Consider the following 25,219-nt stretch of genomic DNA (forward strand, 5'->3'; position numbering starts at 1 on the left):
ACCGCCGACGAAAGCCTGCTTGTGACCGCCACGGACCGCTCCATCGAGCTCATCAACGCCGCCGCTCAGGCGGCCGCCGACCGGCTCGCGCACGACATCATCGCGTACGACGTCAGCGACGTGCTGTCGATCACGGACGCCTTCCTGCTGGCCTCGGCCCCCAACGACCGCCAGGTCAAGTCGATCGTCGACGAGATCGAGGAGCGGCTCCAGAAGGAGCTCGGCGCCAAGCCGGTCCGCCGCGAGGGCGACCGCGACGCCCGCTGGATCCTCCTCGACTACGTCGACATCGTCATCCACGTCCAGCACAGCGAGGAGCGCGTCTTCTACGCGCTGGAGCGCCTGTGGAAGGACTGCCCCGAGATCGCCCTCCCCGAGGACGCCGTGAAGACCCGCGGCAAGGCCGCGGAGCACGCGGAGCTCAACGGCGGTACGGAAGGTGAGCAGAGCTGAACGGCACCACGAGCGGCCGGGGCCGCAGGATCGTCCTCTGGCGTCACGGCCAGACGGCATGGAATCTGGAGCGCAGGTTCCAGGGCTCCACGGACATCGAGCTGACCGAGGCCGGAGTCGGGCAGGCGCGCCGGGCCGCCCGGCTGCTCGCCGGGCTGAAGCCGGACGCGATCGTCGCCTCCGACCTGCGGCGGGCGGCGGCCACGGCCGGCGAGCTCGCCGCGGTCACCGGACTCGACATCGCGTACGACCCCGGGCTCCGCGAGACCTACGCGGGCGCCTGGCAGGGCCTCACCCACGAGGAGATCGTGGGGCGCTACGGCGAGCAGTACGCCGCCTGGAAGCGCGGCGAGCCCGTGCGGCGCGGCGGCGGTGAGCTGGAGACCGAGGTTGCCGACCGGGCCGCCCCCGTCGTGCTCGGCCACGCCGGCAAGCTGCCCGACGGCGGCACGCTGGTCGTCGTCAGCCACGGCGGCACCATCCGCACCACCATCGGCCGGCTGCTGGGCCTGGAGGCGCACCACTGGGAAGGGCTCGGCGGGCTGAGCAACTGCTGCTGGTCCGTGCTGGGCGAGGGCGCGCGCGGCTGGCGCCTGCTGGAGCACAACGCCGGCACCCTGCCCGAACCGGTGCTCGGCGACGACGACTGACCGGGCCTGCGCACGGCGCCCGGGAGGCTTCTTCGGGCGAGGCCGGCCGGATTTCACTTTCCGGCAGGTCACCAGCTAAAGTTCTTCTTGTTCGCAGCGCGGAAACGCAGGGAAACACAGCGGACAGCGGGGCTATAGCTCAGTTGGTAGAGCGCCTGCATGGCATGCAGGAGGTCAGGAGTTCAATTCTCCTTAGCTCCACAGTCAAGATCCCGTCCTCGGTCAGAGGGCGGGATCTTCGTCGTGTGGCGCCGCTCCCGTCCCGTCCTTCTTCTCTCTTCGCCGGGCGCGCAGCGAAGTCATCAGCTCCCGGCTCTCCCCGTCGGCCGGTGTGTACGCGACGATCCGGCACTCCGGCAGCCCGTTGACGGACAGCGAGACCGACGTCATCCGGATCTCCTGCGGCACCGCCCGGGCCCGGAAGGCCTTCACCCGGCGCCCCGGCGGAGCGACATCCCCGCTGCGCCACAGCTGGGCGAAGTACGGGCTGGCCGCCGACAGCTCCTCGATGAACGACTCCCAGGCGGGCTCGCCCGTATGGCGTCCGTAGCCGCTGCGCAGCGTCGCCACCATGAGCGGCAGCTCCTGGTCGCGGTGGACGACGGGGCAGAGCTCCTCCGAGGACGTGAACAGCGTCCACAGCACATTGCGGGGCCCGGACTCCGTCGTGACGGGCACGTCGAAGAGATCGCGGTACGCCGCGTTGGTCGCCAGCACGTCGTAGCGCGGGTTGTAGACGACCGCCGGATGCGGGTCGAGCGCGTCGATGAGGCCCTGGATCTCCTCGCCGACCTCCAGGGTGTCGGACTGCCTGCCGGGCAGGAACGCCACGCCCGCCAGCTGGTAGAGGTGCTCCCGCTCCGAAGGTTCGAGCCGCAGGGTCCGCGCCACCGCGTCCAGGACCTGAGGGGAGGCGTTGATCGGGCGGCCCTGCTCCAGCCAGGTGTACCAGGTGACACCGACCCCCGAGAGCTGGGCGACCTCCTCGCGGCGCAGGCCCGGCGTGCGCCGCCGGAACCCCGGCGGCATCCCCACGTCGGCGGGGGTCACCCGCGCCCGGCGGCTGCGCAGGAACGCGGCGAGCTCCGGCCGCCGGCCGCGCTGTGTCCCGGCCCCGCGCCCGCCCGCCCGTTGCTCCCGCGCCGGGTGCTCCGGCCGTGTCTGCTCCCCGGCTGTCCGCTGCTGTGCCGTCACCCTCGTCACCCCTCCATCGTCGGCGCTCCCGCCGGGCGTTGCCAGGTGCTGCCAGTACCAGCATCAGCGGGCTCTCGTTACCCGTATGCGGGCGGGCGCAGCGTGGAGGCCATGACCACGACCTCCGGGGCGGTACCCCGTTCCGCCACCAGTAAAGACCCCACCACCGGCAAGGGGCCCGGGCGGCTGCTCGCCGTTGTCCTCTCGGCCCAGTTCATGGCGATGGTCGACGTCTTCATCGTCAATGTCGCCGCCCCGACGATCCGCTCCGAACTCGGGGCCTCGTCGGCCGGGTTGCAGCTGGTGGTGGCCGGATACACCGTCGCGTACGCCGTCCTGCTCGTCACCGGGGCGCGGCTCGGCGGGGTGCTCGGGCACGGCCGCGCCCATCTGGCGGGGCTCGCCCTCTTCACCGCCGCCTCGCTGGCCTGCGGACTGGCCTCGGGGGAGGGGCAGTTGATCGCGTTCCGGGTGATCCAGGGGGCGGGGGCCGCGGTGATGATCCCGCAGGTGCTCAGCCTGATCCAGCAGCACTTCACCGGGCCGGCCCGGATCCGGGCCATCGGCGCCTACAGCGCGGTGCTGGCGACCGGGGCGGCGGCCGGGCAGGTGCTGGGCGGTGTGCTGGTCAGCGCCGACCTGTTCGGGGCGACCTGGCGGCCGGTCTTCCTGGTCAACGTGCCGATCGGGCTGGTCCTGCTGGTGATCGGCGCCCGGGTGCTGCCGGGCGAGCCGAGGGGCGCGCGGGCCCGGCAGGAGGCGCGGGCGCGCGGATTCGATCCGGCCGGGCTGGTCATGCTCGCGGCGGGTGTGCTGCTGCTGACCCTTCCGCTGGTGCTCGGGCAGGAGCTGGGCTGGCCGGCCTGGACGTGGATCTGCCTGGCCGCCGCCGCGGTGCTCTTCGCCGGATTCGCGGTGTACGAGACGCGGCTTGCCGCGCACGGGGGTGCGCCCCTGATCGCGCCGGCCGTCCTTCTCCTTCCCGGCATCTCGCCGGCCGCCCTGCGCATCCTGCTGGTGATGGCGGTCAACGCGGGCTATCTCTTCATGATGACCCTGCACCTCCAGGGCGGTCTGGGGTACTCGGCGCTGCGCGCCGGGCTGATGTTCGCGCCGAGCGCGCTGGTCTTCGGCGCGGCCGGACTGACCTGGCGGCAGTGGCCCGCCCGGTGGCAGCGCGGGCTGATCCCCGGCGGTTTCGTGCTGGTGGCGGCCGGCGCGGTGATGATCGGTCTTGCGCTGCGGGACGGCGGCGACGGCGGGGCCCTGCTGTACGCGGGCTTCGTGGTGATGGGCACCGGCATGGCTCTGGGGTTCAGCCCCACTCTCGCGGGTGCCCTGGCGAACGTACGGCCGCAGGACGCCGCCGACGCGAGCGGTGTGCTGATGACCGTGACCCAGCTCGGCCAGGTGATCGGCGTCGCCGCGTTCGGCACGCTCTACCTCAACCGCCTTGATACGCCGGGGGCGCAGGGGTCGGGAGAGGCGCTGTGGGTCTGTACGCTCGCGCTCGCCGCGGCCGCGTGCGCGGGCGTGCTCGCGGGGCTCGTACGGCATCGGCGGCAGGCGGTGACTCCGGCGGGCTGACCCCCTTGCGGGGTCATGGCAGAATCGGACCGCCGGAGGGGGCGACGGACCGAACGGGAGGGGAGTGCTCGATGCCTGGGAGCCGCCACGAGGTCCCGGAGCCACTCCCTGTCCACCATGACCCCGCGGTCCTCTACCCGTGTACGGCCTCCGGCCGCAGCCGGAGCTGACCCATGGGTGCACACAGGCGGAAATGCGACTGGTGCGGCAGCGGTACGCCCATCGTCAGGGACATGGACCCGGTCAACCAGGACTACCAGTACTGGTGCGAGGAATGCGCACGGGCGCTGATCATAAAAGGCGACCCCATCGAGACCTACCGGGAGCTGGAGGGGGAGCCGATCTACGGCCGGCTGCTCGAGGAGCACTGCACGCTCAAGCGCTTCTACTCCTTCGCCACCGCCTGACCACCGGTGCCGATCGGGCCGGAGCGGGACCGACCGGAAACGATTTGGTGGACGGCCGGGGTGACCGGTAATGTTCTCGATGTCGCCACGGGAGACCGGGTGACGCAGCACGGGGCTATAGCTCAGTTGGTAGAGCGCCTGCATGGCATGCAGGAGGTCAGGAGTTCAATTCTCCTTAGCTCCACAGAGATCCACGGCAAGACGAAGCAGCGGGCCGTCCGATTCGGACGGCCCGCTGCTTCGTGTGTGCCCGCTCGTGGCGGGACGGGTCAACTGCGGCCGCTGCCCAGGGCCTTGCGGCCGGTCCCCGGCGGCAGCGCGGGACGGTCGGGCGCCTGCTGGTCGATGCGCAGGGCCAGGGCGGGGCACCGGCGTACGGCGCGCTGGGCGCGGCCCCGCAGATGCATCGGTACGGCGGCGTCCGCGAGCGCCGGGTAGCCGTCGGGGCCCATCCGGATCAGCTCGGGGACGATGTCCGCGCACAGGCCGTGGCCCTGGCAGAGCGTCCAGTCCACAGCCAGCTTCCCGCCGCTCGGGACGGACTCCTCCACGTCCTGGTAGCCGGGCGCCGGCAGGGGCAGGACCCCGACCGTCTCGCGGCCGCAGCCGCCGTGCAGGACATGGGCGGCGAGGTCGTCCGTGAAGGCGGAGAGCGTCGAGCCGAGGAAGCGCGCCGAACCGTCCGGGTGCTTGCACGCCCCCCGGCCCTTCACCGCGAGGGTCACCTCGCGCAGCGCCTCCAGGGCGGCGGGCCCGCCCCCGTTCAGCACGTCGGAGAGGCCGCCCGCGGCGGCCGGCAGCCCCAGCTTGCAGGGACCGCACTGGCCCGCGGTCTCGGCGGCCAGCCAGTTGGCCACCCGCAGGGACTCGCCCAGCGGACAGGTCTCCGGCCCGATCGGCAGGATCGCGCCCGCCCCCAGCGCTCCGCCGGCGGCGGCCAGCGACTCCCGGGAGACGACGGCGTCATGGGTGGCGTTCGCCCCGATCCAGTTGCCGTGATAGCCGCCGGTCAGGACGCCCTGCGGCAGCGGCGGCGCTCCGGCCAGCTGGAGCACGTAACGCAGGGGCACCCCCGTGGGCACCTCGATGACCATCGGGCGCGCCACGGCCCCGGAGAGGGTGAGCAGGACGGTGCCGGGCTCGTTCGGCAGACCGGTGTGCCCGTAGCGGCGGGCGCCGATCCGGGCGGCGACGGCGAGCTGGGCGTACGTCTCCGCGTTGGAGAGCAGGGTCGGGGCGCCGCCGACACCCGACTCGGCGGCCCGTTCGCGACGCCCCGGCGGGAGGGCGGGGCCGCCGGACGCCGCCCGGATGACGGCCGACGCCTCGCCGGAGACCATGCGCTCGGGCGTCCGCACCACACGGGCGCGCAGTTGCTGTCCGCGCCGGTCGGACAGGCCGCGCTCGGCGAGGGCGGCGCGTACGGACATCTCCGTGGAGTTACGGGTGACGGCGACGACCAGCGTGCGGGCGCCGAGCGCCTCGGCGGCCAGCAGGGCGCCGTCCAGGACGAGGTGGGGTGCCCGGTTGAGCAGCACGGTGTCCTTGCGGCAGGCGGGTTCCCCCTCGCTGCCGTTGATCACGACGACCGGGCGCACCCCGCGCCGGATCGACGCCTTGGCGACGGCGCGCAGCTTCTTCCCGAACGGGAAGCCGGCGCCGCCCCGGCCGCGCAGCGAGATCGTCTCGGCCAGCCGCTCGCCGGTCATCGGCTCCAGCGGCCCGTGCACCTTGAGGTGCATGCCGAGATCGAGCCGCTCCACCAGGTCGAAGCCGCTGGTCAGCTGGGGGAGACCGACGACGCGGACCTCGGGGACGTCGGGGAGGGGCTGATTCACGGTCGGTCTCCTGCGGGTGCGTTCCACGGTTCCCCGGCGGGCGGCGGATAGAGCGGCCCGGGCAGCGGCGCGGTGTCGTCGAGGGAGGGGACGGGCGGGGCGGACGGCAGGGGCGCGGTGGCCTCCGGGGAGGCGTACGGCTCGTGCGGCGGGCGCGGGGCCTGCGTGGGCGGGGAGGGGGAGGGAGACGGCCAGCGGCCCCCGGGCTGCTGGGGGCCGCCCGTCTCGGCGGCCAGCGAGACCGCGCGGTAGCCGGCCGATATCCCGGGGCCCGGTCCCGTACGGACGCCGGACGGCCTCGGGAGCGGGTCCGTCGTGAGGCGGTCGGCGCTGCGGGGCGGAGCCTCGTACAACGGCGGGGCCGGCGCCGGCAGGGTCGTGCGGGGGCGTTCGAAGGACGACGGCAGCGGGGTGGCCCGCGGCGGATCGCCGAGCCCGTCCATGCCGGCGCCTCCCGCCCCGTACCGCACGCCGGACACGAGCGCGCTGTCCGCGCCCGGCAGCGGGGTCCCGCGGACCACCGGGTCCGGCTCGGCCGGCAGCGCGTCCGGCCTGATCAGAGCGGTGACCAGGGCGGCGATCCGGCGCTTCAGCGGGGGCGGCAGCATGCGCAGGGCCAGCACGGCGGCCACCGCGACGAGCGACAGGCTGTACATCACCACGACCCAGGTGGCCGGCGGCCGGCCCGCGTACAGGCCGTGCACCAGCGCCGCGCACCAGGCCGGGTAGGACAGGGCGTGCAGCGCCCGCCAGCGCCCCGCGATCCGGCCGGGGGAGGCGAAGGCGCTGCGCAGCGCGCCCGTCGCGGCGGCCACCACCATCAGCAGCCCGGCCAGCGAGCCGAAGCCGATCAGGCCCGCCGTGCCGCCCACCCCGAGGCCGAAGGGTATGAGCGCGCCGAGCAGCGCCACATGCCCCAGCGAGACCTTCACCGTGACATGGAGGAGCAGGAATCCGAGCGAGGCGGCCGCAGCGGTGCGGTGCACGGCCTGGCCGACCAGCCGCTGCCGGGTGGAGAGGAACAGCCGGTCGGTGGCGAGCAGGCCCCAGCCCACCGCGGCGGTGAGCGAGACCAGGGAGAGGACACCGGTCGTGAAGTCGAGCGCGGCCCGCAGACCGTCGCTGCCCGCCACGGCGAGCAGCGGGAGGAGAACCAGCACGGCGACGGTCAGCCCGCCCTGTACCGGTCGGCTCGGCCCCTGGATCGGGCCGGCCGCTGAGCGGATCTTGCGATGAGGGTTCATGGGGGCGACTCCGAATGGTTCGGCAAAGCGGTCCCGTTGCCGCATGCTAAGGCGCCCCATACCGGCCGGTACGAGGTTTGATCGGTTGCCCCGGTAGAGGGCGGTACGCGGAGTAACCCCCGCTTCCCGGACGTTCCGCCGTACGTTTCGCATCCCGGCGTGTCCGGGGATCGGCGGTGCCCGGATGGGGCCCGGGCCGGTGCGGTACCCTGACGCCATGCGTGCCGTACGCCTTCTGCTTAGCGAGCCGCGCTGATCAGTCCCGACCGGTGAGAACGCCTGGTCGGCATCAGCGCGGCGTCCCCTCCTGTGCGAGGGGTTTTTTCGTTTCCGTAGACGCGTGTCCGTAGACGTGGGCGCCGGCAGATGACGATCGATGGAGCTTTGAGGATCATGAGCGAGACGAATTCCGCAGCCGACGTTGCTGCGCCGCACCGCTACACGGCAGCGATGGCCGCCGACATCGAGGCACGCTGGCAGGACTTCTGGGACGCCGAGGGCACGTACGAGGCGCCCAACCCGACCGGTGACCTGGCGGGCGACCCGGAGCTGGCCGCCAGGCCGAAGAAGTTCATCATGGACATGTTCCCGTACCCCTCGGGCGCGGGCCTGCACGTCGGCCACCCGCTGGGCTACATCGCCACCGATGTCTTCGCCCGCCACCAGCGGATGACCGGCCACAACGTCCTGCACACCCTGGGCTTCGACGCCTTCGGCCTGCCCGCGGAGCAGTACGCCGTCCAGACCGGCACGCACCCGCGGATCTCGACCGAGGCCAACATCGAGAACATGACGGCCCAGCTGCGCCGGCTGGGCCTGGGCCACGACAAGCGCCGCTCGTTCGCCACGATCGAGTCGGAGTACTACAAGTGGACGCAGTGGATCTTCCTGCAGATCTTCAACTCCTGGTACGACACCGACGCGGACCGCGCCCGCCCGATCGCCGAGCTGGTCGCCCAGTTCGAGTCCGGTGAGCGCGCGACCCCCGACGGCCGCGACTGGAGCGCGCTGAGCGCCGCCGAGCGCGCCGACATCCTGGGCGACTACCGGCTGGCCTACGCCTCCGATGCCCCGGTCAACTGGTCACCCGGCCTGGGCACCGTGCTGGCCAACGAGGAGGTCACGGCCGACGGCCGCTCCGAGCGCGGCAACTTCCCCGTCTTCAAGGCCAAGCTGCGCCAGTGGAACATGCGCATCACCGCCTACGCCGACCGGCTGCTGAACGACCTGGACGGGCTGGACTGGCCCGAGGCCATCAAGCTGCAGCAGCGCAACTGGATCGGCCGCTCCGAGGGCGCGCGCGTCGACTTCCCGGTCGACGGCGCGGGCGGCATCACCGTCTTCACCACCCGCCAGGACACCCTGTTCGGGGCGACCTACATGGTGCTGGCACCGGAGCACGAGCTGGTCGAGCGGATCATCCCGGCCGCCTGGCCCGACGGCACCCGCCCGGTCTGGACGGGCGGCCACGCCTCTCCGGCCGAGGCCGTCACCGCCTACCGCAAGCAGGCCGCCGCCAAGTCCGACGTGGAGCGGCAGGCCGAGGCCAAGGACAAGACGGGTGTCTTCACCGGCGCGTACGCGACCAACCCCGTCAGCGGCGAGCAGATCCCGGTCTTCATCGCCGACTACGTACTGATGGGCTACGGCACCGGCGCGATCATGGCCGTACCGGCGCACGACGCGCGCGACTTCGCCTTCGCGCGCGCCTTCGAGCTGCCGATGCGCTGTGTCGTCGAGCCGTCGGACGACCGGGGCACGGACCCCTCGACATGGGAGGACGCCTTCGGCTCGTACGAGGCGAAGCTGGTCAACTCCGCCAACGGCGAGATCTCGCTGGACGGCCTGGGCGTCGTCGACGCCAAGGCCCGCATCACCGAGTGGCTGAAGGAGCACGGCGTCGGCGAGGGCACCGTCAACTTCCGGCTGCGCGACTGGCTGTTCAGCCGTCAGCGCTACTGGGGCGAGCCGTTCCCGATCGTGTACGACGAGGAGGGCATCGCCCACGCGCTGCCCGAGTCGATGCTGCCGCTGGAACTGCCCGAGGTCGAGGACTACTCGCCGCGCACCTTCGACCCGGACGACGCCGACACCCAGCCCGAGACCCCGCTGTCGCGCAACGCCGACTGGGTCAACGTCACGCTGGACCTGGGCGACGGCTCCGGTCCGCGAAGTTACCGCCGCGAGACCAACACCATGCCCAACTGGGCGGGTTCCTGCTGGTACGAGCTGCGCTATCTGGACCCGAACAACTCCGAGAAGCTGGTCGACCCGGCGATCGAGGAGTACTGGATGGGGCCGCGCGAGGGGCAGCCCACCGGCGGCGTCGACCTGTACGTGGGCGGCGCCGAGCACGCCGTACTGCACCTGCTGTACGCCCGCTTCTGGTCCAAGGTCCTGCACGACCTGGGCCACGTCTCCTCCGCCGAGCCGTTCCACAAGCTGTACAACCAGGGCATGATCCAGGCGTTCGTCTACCGGGACAGCCGCGGCATCGCGGTCCCGGCGGCCGAGGTCGAGGAGCGCGACGGGGCGTACTACTACCAGGGCGAGAAGGTCTCCCGCGTCCTGGGCAAGATGGGCAAGTCCCTGAAGAACGCCGTGACGCCCGACGAGATCTGCGGCGAGTACGGCGCGGACACGCTGCGGCTGTACGAGATGGCGATGGGCCCGCTGGACGTGTCGCGCCCCTGGGACACGCGCGCGGTCGTCGGCCAGTACCGGCTGCTGCAGCGGCTGTGGCGCAACATCGTCGACGAGGACAGCGGCGAGGTCACCGTCGTCGACACCGAGCCCGGCGAGGACACCCTGCGCGCGCTGCACAAGGCGATCGACGGGGTCGGCGGCGACATGGCCGGGATGCGCTTCAACACGGCCATCGCCAAGGTCACCGAGCTGAACAACCATCTGACCAAGGCCGGCGGCCCGCTGCCCCGCACCGTCGCCGAGTCGCTGGTCCTGCTGGTCGCGCCGCTGGCGCCGCACATCGCCGAGGAGCTGTGGCACCGGCTGGGCCACACCGAGTCGGTCGTCCACCAGGACTTCCCGGTCGCCGACCCTGCCTACGTCGTGGACGAGACCGTGACCTGTGTGGTGCAGATCAAGGGCAAGGTCCGGGCGCGCCTGGAGATCTCCCCGTCGATCTCCGACGCGGAGCTGGAGGCCCTGGCCCTGGCCGATCCGGCCGTCGTCGCCGCGCTGGACGGGGCGGGCATCCGCAAGGTGATCGTCCGCGCGCCGAAGCTGGTGAACATCGTTCCCGCATAGCCGCGAGGGGCCGCCGGACGGGGTGAGGGCTTTCCCCTACGGGCAGGTTGGGGGTTCCGGCGGAACCCCCAACCTGCCCGTTCCGTTTACCTTGGAAGGGACCGGCGAAGTGTGCCGGAGGCCGTCACACCATCCGAGGGGCGCTCATGGAAGCCGTGATCCTGATCCTGGGGCTGCTCGTCGTCGCCTTCATGGCCCTGGGCGTCTACGCGACCGTCAAGGTCGTGGGGGCGGCCAGGCGGGGAGTGGACCGCACGCTCACGCAGGCGCGCCGCACCGTGGAGGACACCACTCTGCGGGCCAAGAGCTACGGGCAGCTCGGCGTCGGCGGTGAGCTGGCGCAGCTCCGGCTCGCCCTGCGCACGTCGATGCGCGCCACGCAGGAGGCGCTGCGGGCGGGTTCCGTCGAGGACCCCTCGCTCTCGGAGTCGCTGGGACTGTTCCAGCGGCTCGGTGTGCACGGCCGTGAGCTGGACGAGGAGCTGAAGGCGCTGGAGCGCGAGCCCGACAGGGCGACCGTCGCCTCGCTGCTCCCGGGGCTGAAGGAGCGCACCAGGCGGATCACCAAGTCGGCCGACTCGCTGCGGTGGGCCGCGCGCGACCGGGCCCGCCGGTTCGCCGAGGACGATCTGTCCGCGTTGAACGTCCAGATCGATGTGGAGGCCGGGGCGCTGCGGCACTGGACGACCGAGGAGCCGGAGCCGGGGCCGGAGTACCGGCCGGAGTCCGGGCGCCCCGATGACCGGGGCCAGGAGCCGGGCGGCGGGCCGGGCGCGCAGGCGATCACGGCGCCGGACCCCCGGCAGCGGACCACCTACCCGTGGCAGAAGACGGCGCGCCCCGAGACCTCGAACTGACGGCGGATCTCCGCGCCGGCGAGGACGGTCTCCGCTTCGGGTGGGCTCCGCGACCTCCGGTGAGCGAGGATGGCAGGATGCGGCTCGAAGAGACCGGAACTGATCATTCGCCCGGGGCCGGACTGCCGAGCGACCGCGCCGACCGGTAACCTCCCGCTCATGTCCCGCCATGTCGCGATCGTCACCGATTCAACGGCCTACCTGCCGCCGCAGGCGATGGAACGGCATGGCATCACCGCAGTGCCGCTGACCGTCGTCCTCGGCGATCAGGCGCTGGAGGAGGGCACCGAGATCTCGGCCCGCTCCCTGGCCCTGGCCCTGCAGAAGCGCCGTCCCGTGACGACGTCACGGCCCAGCCCCGAGGTTTTCGCCGCCACCTACCGCGCAGCCGCGGAAGCCGGCGCGACCGGCATCGTCTCGCTGCACCTCTCCTCGGAGTTCTCCGGTACGTACGACGCGGCGCTGCTGGCGGCGAAGGACGCGCCGGTGCCGGTGCGGGTGGTGGACACCGGGATGGTCGCCATGGCCCTCGGCTTCTGTGCCCTGGCGGCCGCCGAGACGGCCGAGGCGGGCGGCAGCCTGGACGACGCCGTGACGGCTGCCGAGAAGCGGGCATCGGGCACCTCCGCCTACTTCTACGTCGACACCTTGGACTATCTGCGGCGCGGCGGCCGGATCGGCGCCGCGCAGGCCCTGTTCGGTTCGGCCCTCGCCGTGAAACCGCTCCTCCAGCTGGACGGCGGCCGGATCGAGCTGCTGGAGAAGGTGCGGACGGCCTCGAAGGCCATCGCCCGGCTGGAGGAGATCGTCGCCGAGCGGGCGGGCACCGGGCGGGTGGACATCGCCGTTCATCACCTGGCGGCGCCGGAACGGGCCGAGCGGCTGGCCGAGCGGCTGTGCGAGCGGGTCCCCGGCCTGGTCGATCTGCACGTCAGCGAGGTGGGCGCGGTGATCGGGGCGCACACCGGGCCGGGGCTGCTGGCCGCGGTGGTCTCACCGCGCTGAGGCCCGCGCCGCGCCGTACCCGGGGTGACCCCACCTGTGGTGACGTCACCGGTGGGTGAAGTCACCGGCGGGTGACGTCACCCTCCAGGGTGGTCGGGATATCCACAATGGGCTGCTTTTCCACGGGAATTGAGCAAGATCAGCGGGTTCCGGCGAAAGTGCCTAGCGTCGTGAGGCATGGCTTCCCGATCACATCGTGCAACCAGCGGACCCGGCCGTGCCCCGGCCTCGGACACCCGCGCCCGGCGACCAGGGGCGGGCACGGGGCCCGGCCGGCGCCGGGTGAGAGCCCGCGCCGACATGGCCGAGGCGGCGCGCAGCCGCGCCGATGCGCTCATGGCGGGCGGGTACGGGGGACGGGTTGCCCGGCCGGTGGCGGGGATGGGGGCGGACCCCGGTGGGGCGGGGATGGGGGCGGATCCTGGTGGGGCGGGGAATTCCGGGGTTCCTGGCGCTTCTGACGTTTCCCGGCCTGCGCAGCCTGTGGGGGGTGCGGGTGATGTGGCCGGCCTGGCTGAGGCGGTCCCGTCTTCTGCGACGGGTTCGGGGGCGGCCGGGCGGTGGGCCTCAGGGGTGCTCGCGGTGCGGGAGCGGCTGCCGATGTGGGTGCAGCTCAGATGCGGACTGGAGCCGAGGACCCTTGCCGCGCTCGCCGTCGTCCTGGTCACGGCCGCCGTGTTCGCCGGGGTGCACTTCTGGTCGGCCCGCCCCGAAGGTGTGCGGGCTCCCGAAGTGGTCGGTGAGGCCGTGCACGCGCCGGACCCGGCGGCGGACCCCGGGGGAGGGGAGCCCGGCCCGCCCGAGCCGTCTCCCGGGCCGCCGGCCGTCGCCGGTGCGGGCGGCGAGATCGTGGTGGACGTGGGCGGGAAGGTGCTGCGGCCCGGCATTCACCGGCTGCCGCCCGGATCGCGGGTCGCCGACGCGTTGCGCGCGGCCGGTGGGCCCCGGCCCGGGGCCGACCTGGACGGCCTCAACCGCGCCCGGGTGCTCATGGACGGGGAGCAGATCCTGGTGGGCGTCCCGCCGGGACCCGCCGTCGGCGGGACGGGAGGGGGCGGTACGGGAGGAGGAGCCGTAGGTTCGGCTGGACCGGGTGGTGGCGGGCCGGTGAGCCTGAACACCGCGACGCCGGACCAGTTGGAGGGCTTGCCCGGTGTCGGCCCCGTCCTCGCCCAGCACATCGTCGACTACCGCACCCGGCACGGCGGTTTCCGGTCCGTCGACGAACTGCGCGAGGTCAACGGGATCGGCGACCGCCGGTTCGCGGATCTTCAGCCGTTGGTGCGGCCGTGAGCGCCGCCCGGGACGTGCGGGACATGCAGGGCATGCGGGACATGCAGGGCGAGCAGGGCGTGCAGGACGTTTCTGAGTCCCCGGGCCCCCGGGACGTTCATGCGGCGTCCGGCCGTCGGCTGGGTGTCTCCGACCCCCGGCAGGAGGGCCCGGTCGATCTGCGGCTGCTTCCCCCGGCGCTGGCGGCCTGGGCCGGTGCCGCGCTCGCCGTGGGCGCGCCGGGGCGGTGGACGGCGGTGGGGGTGGTGCTCTGCCTCGGCGCCGCCATGATCCTCCTGGCCGCGCCGGGAGTCCGGTGGCGGCTGCACACCGCGGCCGCGGCGGCGGCGCTGTTCTGCGCGGCGGCCGGGGCGGGCTCCGCCGGACTGCACGCGGCCGACGCACGGCAGGGTCCGGTGCCCCGGCTGGCCCGGGAGTTCGCGCGCATCGAGGCGGAGATCACCCTGACCTCCGACGCCCGCCGGACGTTCCCCCGGGTGCGCGGCGACCACAGCACGCCCGTCTCGCTGCTCCTCGACGCGGAGGTCACCCGCCTGACGGGACCCGACGGCACGGAGGTCCGGTTGCGTACGCCGGTGCTGGTCATCGTTTCCCCCGGCGGCGCGACGGCGACGTGGGAGCGCCTGCTGCCGTCCACCCGGCTGCGGATCGCCGGGCGGCTGGCCCCGGCCCTGCACCGGGGGGAGCGGGCCGCCGCCGTACTGCGTCCGGAGGGCAAGGGGCCGCCCCGCGTCACCGGACCGCCGAGCCTCCTCCAGCGCACGGCAGGCGGGCTGCGCGCCGGCCTGCGGACGGCGACGGACGGGCTGGGCCCCGACGCACGGGCGCTCCTGCCCGGTCTCGTCGTCGGCGACACCGCACGGGTCACCCCGGAGCTGCACGAGGCCTTCCGGGCGACCGACCTCACCCATCTGATGGCGGTCTCGGGCGCCAACCTGGCGATCCTGCTCGTCCTGCTCATCGGGCCGCCCGGCAGCGCCACCCGGGTCGAACGCGGTGGACTGGCGCCCCGGTTGGGCCTCTCCCTCCGGGTGACCGCGCTGCTCGGCGGCGGGCTGACGCTGGCTTTCGTCCTCGTCTGCCGGCCCGAACCGAGCGTGCTGCGGGCCGCCGCCTGCGGGCTGATCACCCTGCTCGCCATCGGCACCGGGCGGCGCCGGACCCTGATCCCCGCGCTGTGCGCCGCCGTCCTGCTGCTGGTGCTCTACGACCCGTGGCTGGCCCGCAGTTACGGCTTCGTCCTGTCGGTCCTGGCCACCGGCGCCCTGCTGACCATCGCCCCGCGGTGGAGCGAGGCGCTGCGGCGGCGCCGGGTGCCGGGACGGCTCGCGGAGGCGCTGGCAGCGGCGGCGGCCGCGCAGGCGGTGTGCGCGCCCGTCGTGGTGCTGCTCGCCTCCCGGGTGAGCCTGGTGGCGATCCCGTGCAATCTGCTGGCCGAGTTCGCGGTGGCACCGGCCACTGTGCTCGGGTTCGCCGCGTTGGCCCTGGCGCCGGTGGCCATGCCCGTGGCCGGACTGCTCGCGTGGGTGGCGGGGTGGCCCGCCGGGTGGATCGCCTCCGTGGCCAGATTCGGCGCCGCCCTGCCGGGAGCGGAGATGGACTGGCCGGACGGCGTGCCGGGGGCGCTGCTGCTGGCCGCACTGACCGCGCTGCTCGTGCTGTTCGTCCGTCGGGTGGGGCGCCGGCCGTGGATCTGCGCGGCCGTCGCGCTGCTGCTGGTGCTCGTGGTGCTGCGGCCGGTGCCGCTGACCCGGCTGGTCACCGGATGGCCGCCGCCGGGCTGGGCGTTCGTGATGTGCGATGTCGGTCAGGGCGACGCCCTGGTGCTCGCGGCGGGGCGGGGCTCGGGCGTGGTCGTCGACGCCGGGCCCGATCCCCGGCCCGTCGACCGGTGCCTGCGCGAACTGGGCATCATCCGCGTTCCGTTGCTGCTGCTCACCCATTTCCACGCCGACCATGTGCGGGGTCTGCCGGGGGTGCTGCGGGGCAGGGCCGTGGGGGCGATCCGGACGACGGCTCTGGACGAGCCGCCCGGACAGGCCGCGTTCGTCAGGAGGGAGGCGGCGAAGGCGGGGATCCCCGTGGCGCGGGCCGTCTCCGGTGAACGGCGCCGGATCGGCACGCTCGACTGGCAGGTGCTGTGGCCGCAGGGCGGGGGAGAGCCGTCCGGCCCGGCGGCGGGGCCCGTGCCGCACGACCCGAACGATGCCAGCGTCACCCTGTTCGTGCGGGCCGGCGGGCTCACGCTGCTGCTCCCCGGGGATCTGGAACCTCCCGCCCAGCAAGCCCTGTTGCGCAGCCACCCCGGACTGCCCCGGGTGGACGTCCTCAAGGTCGCCCACCACGGCTCCGCGCACCAGGACAGCGCCCTGCTGCGCAGCCTGCGCCCCCGGATCGCGCTGGTGAGCGTGGGCCGGGACAACCCGTACGGGCATCCCGCCGCCCGGACGGTCGACGCCCTCACGGGCGGGGGCGCGGTGGTGCTGCGTACCGACCGGGACGGGTCGATCGCGTTGACGGGTGCGGGGGCGCGGCTGCGGGCGGTGGGCCGGTCATGAACTGGTATCCGGGCCCGCCGGTCCTGTCCGGGTGCCAGGGCCCGCCGGTCACGGCCGGGGGGTCAGGCCAGCCAGTGTCCGTCGGCCATCAGTTCACGGCCGGGCTGCTCGTTGACCTCCCGCCAGGCCCTGACCGCGTGGGGGGTGAAACGCAGGTACACCCAGGCGGGGCGGCCCCGCAGGTCCCAGTCGAACTTCGTGGCGAAGGCGTCGCCCGCCGCCGTGGGGAGGTCCGTGCCCTCGACCACCTCGGCGGTCGCCTCGATGATGACCACATCGCGGGTGTGGCCCAGCGCGATCCGGGCCTGTCCGGCCGGTGTCACGTTGACCGCCGTCGGGTTGGTGCGGCGGGTAGCCATCAGCAGGGTCCCCTCGTGCCACACGTACGACAGCGGCACCAGGGTCGGCACCCCGTCGGCCGAGGCGGTCGACACCCAGGCGTCCTTGTCCTTCTCCAGGCGATCGAGTGTGTCCTGTGTGCGCTGTTCCCTGCTGCGGGGCGGCTCCGGATGCGTCATGCCCCGCACGCTAGCGAGCGAGTGCCCGGCTCCGCCTCCGTCGCCGGGCCTAGGACCAGCGGCTCATGGCGGTGTGCCGCCCGCCGGGAAAGACTGCGCTCATGGACCCGCACCTGCCCCAGACCATCGATGCCTATCTGGCGCGCATCGGCGCCGACAGACCCGCCCGGGCCGACGCCGAGGCACTGCGCGAGCTGCAAGGCCGTCACCTTCTCGCCGTGCCCTTCGAGAACCTCTCGATCCATCTCGGCGAGGACATCGTGCTGGAGGAGGCGGCGCTCCTGGACAAGGTCGTGGCGGACCGCCGGGGCGGGTTCTGCTACGAACTCAACGGGGCGTTCGCCGCGCTGCTGCGGGCCCTCGGCTTCCGCGTCACCCTGCTCCAGGCCCGGGTCCACGGCGAGGGCGGACGGCTCGGCATCCCTTACGACCATCTGGCGCTGCGGGTGGAGACGGACGACGGCACCGGGCCGTGGCTCGCCGACGTCGGCTTCGGCGATCATGCCCAGCTTCCGCTGGCGCTCGACGACCGTTCGCAGCAGGAGGATCCGCGCGGCGTCTTCCGGATCGCGCCGGTCCCGGCCGAGGGCGGTGCCGACCATGAGGGCGGCGAATGCGGCGCGGGCCAGGGGGATCTGGATGTGCTGCGGGACGGGGTGCCGCAGTTCCGGCTGGAGTCGCGGCCCCGGGTGCTGGCCGACTTCCGGGCCGGTGCCTGGTACCACCGGACCTCTCCCGACTCCAGTTTCACCCGGTCGCCGGTCTGCTCGCGCTTCACCCCCGACGGACGGATCACGCTCAAGGGCCGCAGGCTCCTCACCACGGTGGGCGCGGAGCGGCGCGAGACGCCGCTCGACAGCGACGCGGACGTACGCGCCGCCTACCGCGAGCACTTCGGGGTGCACCTCGACCGGCTGCCCACCGAAGGGAAGGTGGAACCGTCCGCGTCGAAGGGGTGACGGACGCAGACGGAGCGATCAATTCGGACCTTCGGTAACACCTCCACCCAAGACCGCTTGGAGCCTCCCGTTTGCCTCGAACGCCTCATGGGTGATCGAATGCATGCTCGTCGGCGGGCCGCTGCTCCGACAACGACGTCCAGCCCTCCGGCCCGAGGTGAACTCGCCCCCGGGAGTGCGTGAGATGTTCGGCCGTTGGTTCGGAAACAAGGGAGCGCAGGGGGCCGGGCGCGGCAACGCCCTCGCCGGACTGCCGGTACCGGCCTCGGCGGGCGTCCTGAGCTGCCGGGTCCTGGACCCGGTCAACGAGGGTGTGCGGCAGGCCGAGTTCGTGGTCACGGACGGCGCGGGGCGCAAGGTCGTCGGCGGCGAGACGGATCCGTACGGCAGTGTCCTGGCCACCGTTCCGGCGGGGGAGTACCGGCTGGCCGTGACGGCGGAGGGCTTCACCCCGTTCCATGGCGCGGCCGTGGTGACCGAGGGCGGTCACGCGGCCCTGGGCGACGTGATGCTCCAGGTCGCCGCACCTCCGCAGCTGCCCGATCCCGGCGAGTGGGAGATCGAGCCGATGCACTCGCAGATCGGCTTTACGGCGCGGCACATCGGGATGGCGCGTATCCACGGCCGGTTCAACACCTTCGCGGGCGCGATCCGGATCGCCGACCGCATGGAGGACTCGGCCATGCACGTGATCATCGACGCCGCGTCGATCGACACGAACGTCCAGATGCGCGACGACCATCTGCGTTCGGGGGACTTCCTCGACGTCGGCCGCTATCCGACGCTGGAGTTCTACAGCGACCGGTTCGTGCACCGGGGCGGCGCCCGCTGGGGCGTGAGCGGTGCGCTCACCCTGCACGGCGTGAGCCGTACGGTGACGCTGGACACCCAGTACCTCGGCCTCGGCAACGGGCTGGAGGGCGAGACCAGGGCCGCGTGCCGGGCCACCACGGAGCTGCACCGCGAGGACTTCACGCTCACCTGGCAGACCATGCTGGCGCGCGGCATCGCGGCGGTCGGCTCCAGCATCGCCATCGACATGGACATCCAGATCGTCCCCAAGGGCTGACCCCGGGCGGCGGCGCGGACCGGCGCCGGGCGCCCGCTACGGCGCCTCCAGCCAGCCCTCGTACTCCTCGGCGAACGCGTCGAGCGCCGCGGCGTCGAGCCGGCGGTCCGGGTCCTCCACGACCACCAGCCACTGGGCGTCCTCGGCGTCGTCCTCGCCGGCCAGCGCGTCGCGTACGAGCTGTGGTTCCTCGGCGACCCCGAAACGGTCGGCCAGTTCCGCGGCGGCCTCCTCCGCGGCGTCGCGGTCGGGCAGCACCAGCACATGTCTCACATCGCTCACCCGCCCATTCTCGGGCACGGGCCGCGGTGCTCCGGCCCCGGTCGCGGCCGGGCTGTCAGTGGCCCGTGGGATGCTGGACGGCGATGGCCACCAGAAGGAATTCCACCGACGACCCGCTCGCCCCGCTCACGCTCGCCGTGGGGCAGGAGGACCTGCTCCTGGACCGCGCCGTGCAGCAGGTGGTGGTGGCGGCCCGGGCCTCCGACTCCGACACGGACGTCCGGGACCTCACCTCCGACCAGCTCCAGCCGGGCACCCTCGCCGAGCTGACGAGCCCGTCGCTGTTCGCCGAGCGCAAGGTGGTGATCGTGCGCAACGCGCAGGATCTCTCCGCCGACACGGTCAAGGACGTCAAGAAGTACCTCGACGACCCGGTCGAGGAGATCACCCTCGTGCTGCTGCACGCGGGCGGCGCCAAGGGCAAGGGGCTGCTCGACGCGGCGCGCAAGGCGGGGGCGCGTGAGGTCGCCTGCCCGAAAACGACCAAGCCGGCCGAGCGGCTGTCGTTCGTGCGCGGGGAGTTCCGGGCGCTGGGGCGTTCGGCTACGCCCGAGGCGTGCCAGGCGCTGGTCGACTCCATCGGCAGCGATCTGCGGGAGCTGGCGAGCGCGGTCTCGCAGCTCGTCGCGGACGTCGAGGGCACGATCGACGAGGCGGTCGTCGGGCGCTACTACACGGGGCGCGCGGAGGCGTCGAGCTTCACGGTGGCCGACCGGGCGGTCGAGGGGCGGGCGGCGGAGGCCCTGGAGGCGCTGCGCTGGTCGCTGTCGACCGGGGTGGCTCCCGTCCTGATCACCAGCGCGCTCGCCCAGGGCGTCCGGGCGATCGGCAAGCTGTCGTCGGCGCGCGGGGGGCGGCCGGCGGATCTGGCGCGGGAGCTGGGCATGCCGCCGTGGAAGATCGACCGGGTGCGGCAGCAGATGCGGGGCTGGACGCCGGACGGGGTCGCGGTGGCGTTGCGGGCGGTGGCGGATGCGGATGCGGGGGTGAAGGGCGGGGGGGACGACCCTGAGTACGCCCTGGAGAAGGCGGTGGTGGCTGTGGCGCGGGCCGCGCGGGCGGGGCGGTAGCCCCGCAGGGGTGGGCACCGCGGTGTCCTCAAGCGCCGGACGGGCTTGAACTTGCCGTTCAGGCGTCCTCAAGCGCCGGACGGGCTGGGTTGTGCCGGGGTGGGCTTTGACCTGCGGGTCGGAGCGTGCCCATGTGGTGCGTCGTACGAGGACAGGTACGACGAAGGCCCCCGTCGTTTCCCTGGGGAGGGGAACAGCGGGGGCCTTCGCCTTGAGCTCGGTGCGCCGCACCCGCGTGGCGAACGCAGGTTCGGTGTGCGGCGCGGGGGGCCGGTACGGGGCGGGAGAGAGGGCCCGCTGGTCCGTTCCGGCGATCACATCAGAATGCTCAGCCCTGGAGGGTGGCAACCTTGGTGGCCAGCGCCGACTTCTTGTTGGCGGCGGCGTTCTTGTGGATGACACCCTTCGAGACAGCCTTGTCGAGGGCGCGCGAAGCGTCGCGAACGGCCACGGTGGCCTTCTCGACGTCGCCCGCAACGACGGCCTCGCGGGCCTTGCGGATCGCGGTCTTGAGCGAGGACTTGACGGCCTTGTTGCGCAGGCGCGCCTTCTCGTTCGTCTTGTTCCGCTTGATCTGGGACTTGATGTTCGCCACGAAAGAGCCTTTTCAGGTTCGTTGGATCTTCGATGTGTGTCCTGCGGCCCGAGAGCCATCAGGCACAGCTGTCCACGGTAGCAGCCACGGTCCGACCGGCCCAAACCGGTCTCCGCCCCGCAGGCGTGGGACGATGGAAGCTACGTACAGATCCGACCGACCCGACATCGACCCGAGACACGGCGTTCGGCGTCTCAAGAATCAGGACCCTGCGTGCCCGCGACTCCTCTCCACGTGCCCGAGCCGAGCCGTACCGACCCGGCGCTGATCCGCAATTTCTGCATCATCGCGCACATCGACCACGGCAAGTCGACCCTTGCCGACCGGATGCTCCAGCTGACCGGTGTGGTCGACCAGCGGCAGATGCGCGCTCAGTACCTCGACCGGATGGACATCGAGCGCGAGCGTGGCATCACCATCAAGTCCCAGGCGGTCCGGCTGCCCTGGGCCCCGACCACCGGCGAGGGCCAGGGCAGCACCCATGTCCTCAACATGATCGACACCCCGGGACACGTCGACTTCACCTATGAGGTCTCCCGGTCGCTCGCGGCCTGCGAGGGCACGATCCTGCTGGTCGACGCCGCACAGGGCATCGAGGCCCAGACGCTGGCCAACCTCTACCTGGCGATGGAGAACGACCTCACCATCGTCCCGGTGCTCAACAAGATCGACCTGCCGGCCGCCCAGCCCGAGAAGTTCTCCGAGGAGCTGGCCAACCTCATCGGCTGCCGGCCGGAGGATGTGCTCAAGGTCTCCGCGAAGACCGGCATCGGTGTGGACGCGCTGCTCGACCGCGTGGTGCGGGACGTCCCGGCGCCCGTGGGCAAGGCCGACGCCCCCGCCCGCGCGATGATCTTCGACTCCGTCTACGACTCGTACCGGGGCGTCGTCACGTACGTCCGTGTCGTCGACGGCCAGCTGAACAAGCGCGAGCGCATCAAGATGATGTCGACCGGCGCCACCCACGAGCTGCTGGAGATCGGGGTCTCCTCGCCGGAGATGACCCCGGCCGACGGCATCGGTGTGGGCGAGGTCGGCTACATCATCACCGGCGTGAAGGACGTCCGGCAGTCCAAGGTCGGTGACACGATCACCTCTCTGAGCAACGGCGCCACCGAGGCCCTGGGCGGCTACAAGGACCCCAAGCCGATGGTGTTCTCGGGGCTCTACCCGCTGGACGGCTCGGACTACCCGGACCTGCGCGAGGCGCTGGACAAGCTCCAGCTCAACGACGCCGCGCTGGTGTACGAGCCGGAGACCTCCGCCGCGCTCGGCTTCGGTTTCCGCGTCGGCTTCCTGGGGCTGCTCCACCTCGACGTGGTCCGCGAGCGCCTGGAGCGCGAGTTCGGCCTCGACCTCATCGCCACCGCGCCCAACGTGGTCTACCGGGTCGAGATGGAGGACGGCAGCGAGCACACCGTCACCAACCCGAGTGAATTCCCCGAGGGCAAGATCGACAAGGTGCACGAGCCGGTCGTCCGGGCCACGGTCCTGGCGCCCAGCGAGTTCATCGGCGCGATCATGGAGCTGTGCCAGCAGCGCCGCGGCACCCTCCTCGGCATGGACTACCTCTCCGAGGACCGGGTCGAGATCCGCTACACCCTGCCGCTCGCCGAGATCGTCTTCGACTTCTTCGACCAGCTGAAGTCCAAGACCCGCGGTTACGCCTCCCTGGACTACGAGCCCACCGGCGAGCAGTCGGCCCAGCTCGTGAAGGTCGACATCCTGCTGCACGGCGACAAGGTCGACGCGTTCTCCGCGGTGACGCACAAGGACAAGGCGTACGCGTACGGCGTCCGGCTCGTCGCCAAGCTGCAGAAGCTCATCCCCCGGCAGAACTTCGAGGTGCCGATCCAGGCGGCCATCGGCTCCCGGGTCATCGCCCGTGAGACCGTCCGCGCCATCCGCAAGGACGTCCTCGCCAAGTGCTACGGCGGTGACATCTCCCGTAAGCGGAAGCTGCTGGAGAAGCAGAAAGAGGGCAAGAAGCGGATGAAGATGGTCGGCAACGTGGAGGTGCCGCAGGACGCGTTCATCTCCGTCCTGTCGACCGACGAGTCCGCCGGGGACAGCAAGGCCAAGAAGTGACCCCCGCCCCCGCCCGGGACGCTACCGATCGGTAGGCCGACGGGCCCCCGCGCCGCAGAACACTGCGGCGCGGGGGCCCGTTCGTTATGAAGCGGCGCCCGATTGCCCCTTACGCGGCGGACGCGGGAGCTTTACCCTGAGCACGACTTCTTAGTTACTCGTGAGTTAAACAAGCGGGATCAAGCACCAGACATACGCGGAGAGCAAGCCGCAAATCAGCAGCCGGTCGTGAAGCACTGCCGTAGGCCCGGAGGATGTCGTGAGCGACACACAGACCATGATCGAGAACCGTCCGCCCTCCGTGGCGACCCTCTTCATCGACCGGGTGGCGGCCACCCCGGACGGGGAGGCCTACCGCTACCCCGTGCCCGCCGCCGACGGCCAGGGACCCGATGAGTGGAAGTCGCTGAGCTGGGCGCAGGCCGCCGAACGGGTCTACGCCGTGGCCGCCGGGCTGATCGCTCTCGGTGTGCGGCCCGAGGAGCGCGTCGCGCTCGCCGCGTCCACCCGGGTGGAGTGGATCCTCGTCGACCTCGGGGTCATGTGCGCGGGCGCCGCGACCACCACGATCTACCCCTCGACCAACACCGAGGAGTCGGCGTTCATCCTCTCGGACTCCGAGAGCCGGGTGCTGATCGCCGAGGACGCCGCCCAGCTGGCCAAGGCCCGCGAGCGCCGCGCCGAGCTGCCGAACCTCGCCCATGTCGTCGTCATCGACGCGGAGGGCGCCGGACCGGCCGAGGGCGACCCCGAGGGCTGGGTGCTCACGCTGGCCGACCTGGAGGCCCGGGGCGCCGAGCACCTCGCCAAGAACCCGGACGCCATCACCGAGCGGGTCGACGCGATCACCTCCGACCAGCTCGCGACCCTCATCTACACCTCGGGCACCACCGGCCGCCCCAAGGGCGTACGGCTGCCGCACGACAACTGGTCGTACATGGCCAAGGCCACCGTCTCCACCGGGCTCATCACCAAGGACGACGTCCAGTACCTCTGGCTGCCCCTCGCCCATGTCTTCGGCAAGGTCCTCACCTCCGGACAGATCGAGGTCGGACACGTCACCGCGGTCGACGGCCGGGTCGACAAGATCATCGAGAATCTGCCGGTCGTCCAGCCGACCTACATGGCGGCCGTCCCGCGCATCTTCGAGAAGGTCTACAACGGGGTCGCTGCCAAGGCGCGGGCCGGCGGCGGGGCCAAGTACAAGATCTTCCAGTGGGCGGCCGGCGTCGCCCGCGAGTACGCGAAGGTCTCCCAGGACAACTTCCGGCGCACCGGCACCGCCTCCGTGCCCTTCGCGCTCGGCGCCAAGCACAAGGTCGCCGACACCCTCGTCTTCGCCAAGATCCGCGAGGCCTTCGGCGGCCGCCTCCGCGCCTGCGTCTCCGGCTCCGCCGCGCTCGCCCCCGACATCGGCTTCTTCTTCGCCGGCGCCGGCATCCACATCCTGGAGGGCTACGGCCTCACCGAGACCAGCGCCGCCTCCTTCGTCAACCCGGGCGAGGCCTACCGCACCGGCACGGTCGGCAAGCCGCTCCCCGGCACCGAGGTCCGGATCGCCGACGACGGCGAGATCCTGCTCCGCGGCCCCGGCCTGATGCAGGGCTACCAGGGGCTGCCCGACAAGACCGCCGAGGTGCTGGAGGCCGACGGCTGGTTCCACACCGGCGACATCGGCGAGCTGTCGGTGGACGGCTATCTGCGGATCACCGACCGCAAGAAGGACCTCATCAAGACCTCGGGCGGCAAGTACATCGCGCCCGCCGAGGTCGAGGGACAGTTCAAGGCGGTCTGCCCGTTCGTCTCCAACATCCTGGTGCACGGCGCGGACCGTAACTTCTGCACCGCGCTGATCGCCCTCGACGAGCCCACCATCCTCGGCTGGGCCGCCGAGAACGGCCTGGAGGGCAGGACGTACGCCGAGGTCGTGGCGGACCCGAAGACCGTCGAGCTCATCGACGGCTATGTGAAGCGCCTCAACGAGGGCCTCCAGCGCTGGCAGACCATCAAGAAGTTCCGGCTGCTCCCGCGCGACCTCGACATCGAGCACGGCGAGGTGACCCCCAGCCTCAAGCTGAAGCGGCCCGTCGTCGAGCGCACGTACAAGGACCTGATCGAGGACATGTACGCGGGCTCCCGCGAGGCCTGACACGCCCGTCGCCCCAGCTCCTTCCCCGGCCCCCGCGCTACGGCGCGGGGGCCGGGCGCACGCCCGGCGCATACCGGGCCGGACGTCGATCTCCTCCCACTTCCGTAACTCGACGCGTATGGGAAGGGCCGATCTG

20 protein-coding genes and 2 tRNA genes are annotated in these 25,219 nt (G+C 72.5%); 16 read left to right on the top strand and 6 right to left on the bottom strand.

Annotated elements, in window-relative coordinates:
* Nucleotides 1–21: 21 nt before the first annotated feature.
* The 3 genes from rsfS to RLT58_RS24340 all read left to right on the top strand — a co-directional run bounded on the left by rsfS (nucleotide 22) and on the right by RLT58_RS24340 (nucleotide 1,304).
* Nucleotides 22–453 carry a ribosome silencing factor gene (gene rsfS, locus RLT58_RS24330; RefSeq protein WP_311312485.1) on the top strand — a complete coding sequence of 144 codons (432 nt, stop codon included), beginning with the start codon at nucleotides 22–24 and terminating at the stop codon, nucleotides 451–453.
* A complete protein-coding gene (locus RLT58_RS24335; protein WP_311314630.1) occupies nucleotides 450–1,103 on the top strand; it encodes a histidine phosphatase family protein in 654 nt (217 codons plus the stop codon). The genes rsfS and RLT58_RS24335 overlap by 4 nt, the downstream gene beginning before the upstream one ends.
* Nucleotides 1,104–1,231: 128 nt before the next feature.
* A tRNA-Ala gene (locus RLT58_RS24340) sits at nucleotides 1,232–1,304 on the top strand.
* Between the two features lie 21 nt (nucleotides 1,305–1,325).
* Here the strand turns inward: RLT58_RS24340 and RLT58_RS24345 are convergent.
* Nucleotides 1,326–2,306, bottom strand: coding sequence for a helix-turn-helix transcriptional regulator (locus RLT58_RS24345; RefSeq protein ID WP_399131676.1), 981 nt, complete (start codon nucleotides 2,304–2,306; stop codon nucleotides 1,326–1,328).
* A 102-nt stretch (nucleotides 2,307–2,408) separates the two neighbouring features.
* Here RLT58_RS24345 and RLT58_RS24350 point away from each other — a divergent pair, with 102 nt between their 5' ends.
* The 3 genes from RLT58_RS24350 (at nucleotide 2,409) to RLT58_RS24360 (ending at nucleotide 4,475) form a co-directional block, all read left to right on the top strand.
* Nucleotides 2,409–3,884: an MFS transporter gene (locus tag RLT58_RS24350; protein WP_311312486.1), complete on the top strand. Its 1,476-nt coding sequence runs from the start codon at nucleotides 2,409–2,411 to the stop codon at nucleotides 3,882–3,884.
* A 173-nt stretch (nucleotides 3,885–4,057) separates the two neighbouring features.
* The gene (locus tag RLT58_RS24355; RefSeq protein WP_311312487.1) at nucleotides 4,058–4,291 is read left to right on the top strand and encodes a hypothetical protein; all 234 of its coding nucleotides are present in this window, start codon (nucleotides 4,058–4,060) and stop codon (nucleotides 4,289–4,291) included.
* A 111-nt stretch (nucleotides 4,292–4,402) separates the two neighbouring features.
* Nucleotides 4,403–4,475, top strand: a tRNA-Ala gene (locus tag RLT58_RS24360).
* A gap of 85 nt (nucleotides 4,476–4,560) precedes the next feature.
* Here RLT58_RS24360 and RLT58_RS24365 read toward each other — a convergent pair.
* Nucleotides 4,561–6,129, bottom strand: a complete 1,569-nt coding sequence (locus RLT58_RS24365) for a ferredoxin (protein WP_311312488.1) — start codon at nucleotides 6,127–6,129, stop codon at nucleotides 4,561–4,563.
* Nucleotides 6,126–7,373 (bottom strand): ferric reductase-like transmembrane domain-containing protein, encoded by a 1,248-nt coding sequence (locus RLT58_RS24370; protein ID WP_311312489.1) that lies wholly within the window; start codon nucleotides 7,371–7,373, stop codon nucleotides 6,126–6,128. The genes RLT58_RS24365 and RLT58_RS24370 overlap by 4 nt, the downstream gene beginning before the upstream one ends.
* A 393-nt stretch (nucleotides 7,374–7,766) precedes the next feature.
* Here RLT58_RS24370 and leuS point away from each other — a divergent pair, with 393 nt between their 5' ends.
* The 5 genes from leuS to RLT58_RS24395 all read left to right on the top strand — a co-directional run bounded on the left by leuS (nucleotide 7,767) and on the right by RLT58_RS24395 (nucleotide 16,353).
* Nucleotides 7,767–10,640: a leucine--tRNA ligase gene (gene leuS / locus RLT58_RS24375; protein WP_311312490.1), complete on the top strand. Its 2,874-nt coding sequence runs from the start codon at nucleotides 7,767–7,769 to the stop codon at nucleotides 10,638–10,640.
* Nucleotides 10,641–10,786: 146 nt separating this feature from the next.
* Complete coding sequence (locus tag RLT58_RS24380; protein ID WP_311312491.1) at nucleotides 10,787–11,497, top strand: hypothetical protein; 711 nt, start codon at nucleotides 10,787–10,789, stop codon at nucleotides 11,495–11,497.
* Nucleotides 11,498–11,656: 159 nt separating this feature from the next.
* Nucleotides 11,657–12,502 carry a DegV family protein gene (locus tag RLT58_RS24385; RefSeq protein WP_311312492.1) on the top strand — a complete coding sequence of 282 codons (846 nt, stop codon included), beginning with the start codon at nucleotides 11,657–11,659 and terminating at the stop codon, nucleotides 12,500–12,502.
* Nucleotides 12,503–13,003: 501 nt separating this feature from the next.
* Nucleotides 13,004–13,795, top strand: coding sequence for a ComEA family DNA-binding protein (locus RLT58_RS24390; RefSeq protein ID WP_311312493.1), 792 nt, complete (start codon nucleotides 13,004–13,006; stop codon nucleotides 13,793–13,795).
* 41 nt (nucleotides 13,796–13,836) lie between these two features.
* Complete coding sequence (locus tag RLT58_RS24395) at nucleotides 13,837–16,353, top strand: ComEC/Rec2 family competence protein (RefSeq protein WP_311314632.1); 2,517 nt, start codon at nucleotides 13,837–13,839, stop codon at nucleotides 16,351–16,353.
* A 62-nt stretch (nucleotides 16,354–16,415) separates the two neighbouring features.
* On the opposite strand, the gene RLT58_RS24400 is transcribed toward RLT58_RS24395, so the two are convergent.
* Nucleotides 16,416–16,871 (bottom strand): pyridoxamine 5'-phosphate oxidase family protein, encoded by a 456-nt coding sequence (locus RLT58_RS24400; RefSeq protein ID WP_311312494.1) that lies wholly within the window; start codon nucleotides 16,869–16,871, stop codon nucleotides 16,416–16,418.
* Between the two features lie 101 nt (nucleotides 16,872–16,972).
* Here RLT58_RS24400 and RLT58_RS24405 point away from each other — a divergent pair, with 101 nt between their 5' ends.
* Complete coding sequence (locus tag RLT58_RS24405; RefSeq protein ID WP_311312495.1) at nucleotides 16,973–17,830, top strand: arylamine N-acetyltransferase family protein; 858 nt, start codon at nucleotides 16,973–16,975, stop codon at nucleotides 17,828–17,830.
* A 184-nt stretch (nucleotides 17,831–18,014) separates the two neighbouring features.
* Entirely contained in the window at nucleotides 18,015–18,899 is an 885-nt protein-coding gene (locus RLT58_RS24410) for a YceI family protein (RefSeq protein WP_311312496.1), read from the top strand.
* Nucleotides 18,900–18,935: 36 nt separating this feature from the next.
* Here RLT58_RS24410 and RLT58_RS24415 read toward each other — a convergent pair whose 3' ends face one another.
* Nucleotides 18,936–19,181, bottom strand: a complete 246-nt coding sequence (locus tag RLT58_RS24415) for a hypothetical protein (protein WP_311312497.1) — start codon at nucleotides 19,179–19,181, stop codon at nucleotides 18,936–18,938.
* Nucleotides 19,182–19,264: 83 nt separating this feature from the next.
* Between RLT58_RS24415 and holA the strand changes: the two genes are divergently transcribed.
* Nucleotides 19,265–20,251, top strand: a complete 987-nt coding sequence (holA, locus tag RLT58_RS24420) for a DNA polymerase III subunit delta (RefSeq protein WP_311312498.1) — start codon at nucleotides 19,265–19,267, stop codon at nucleotides 20,249–20,251.
* 328 nt (nucleotides 20,252–20,579) lie between these two features.
* On the opposite strand, the gene rpsT is transcribed toward holA, so the two are convergent.
* The gene (gene rpsT, locus RLT58_RS24425) at nucleotides 20,580–20,846 is read right to left on the bottom strand and encodes a 30S ribosomal protein S20 (RefSeq protein ID WP_266778644.1); all 267 of its coding nucleotides are present in this window, start codon (nucleotides 20,844–20,846) and stop codon (nucleotides 20,580–20,582) included.
* A 213-nt stretch (nucleotides 20,847–21,059) separates the two neighbouring features.
* On the opposite strand from rpsT, the gene lepA reads away from it, so the two are divergent.
* A complete protein-coding gene (lepA, locus tag RLT58_RS24430) occupies nucleotides 21,060–22,934 on the top strand; it encodes a translation elongation factor 4 (protein ID WP_311312499.1) in 1,875 nt (624 codons plus the stop codon).
* 259 nt (nucleotides 22,935–23,193) lie between these two features.
* Nucleotides 23,194–25,083, top strand: a complete 1,890-nt coding sequence (locus RLT58_RS24435; protein ID WP_311312500.1) for an AMP-dependent synthetase/ligase — start codon at nucleotides 23,194–23,196, stop codon at nucleotides 25,081–25,083.
* Nucleotides 25,084–25,219: the final 136 nt, after the last annotated feature.

The organism is Streptomyces sp. ITFR-16 (assembly GCF_031844705.1).
Taxonomy (GTDB): Bacteria; Actinomycetota; Actinomycetes; order Streptomycetales; family Streptomycetaceae; genus Streptomyces.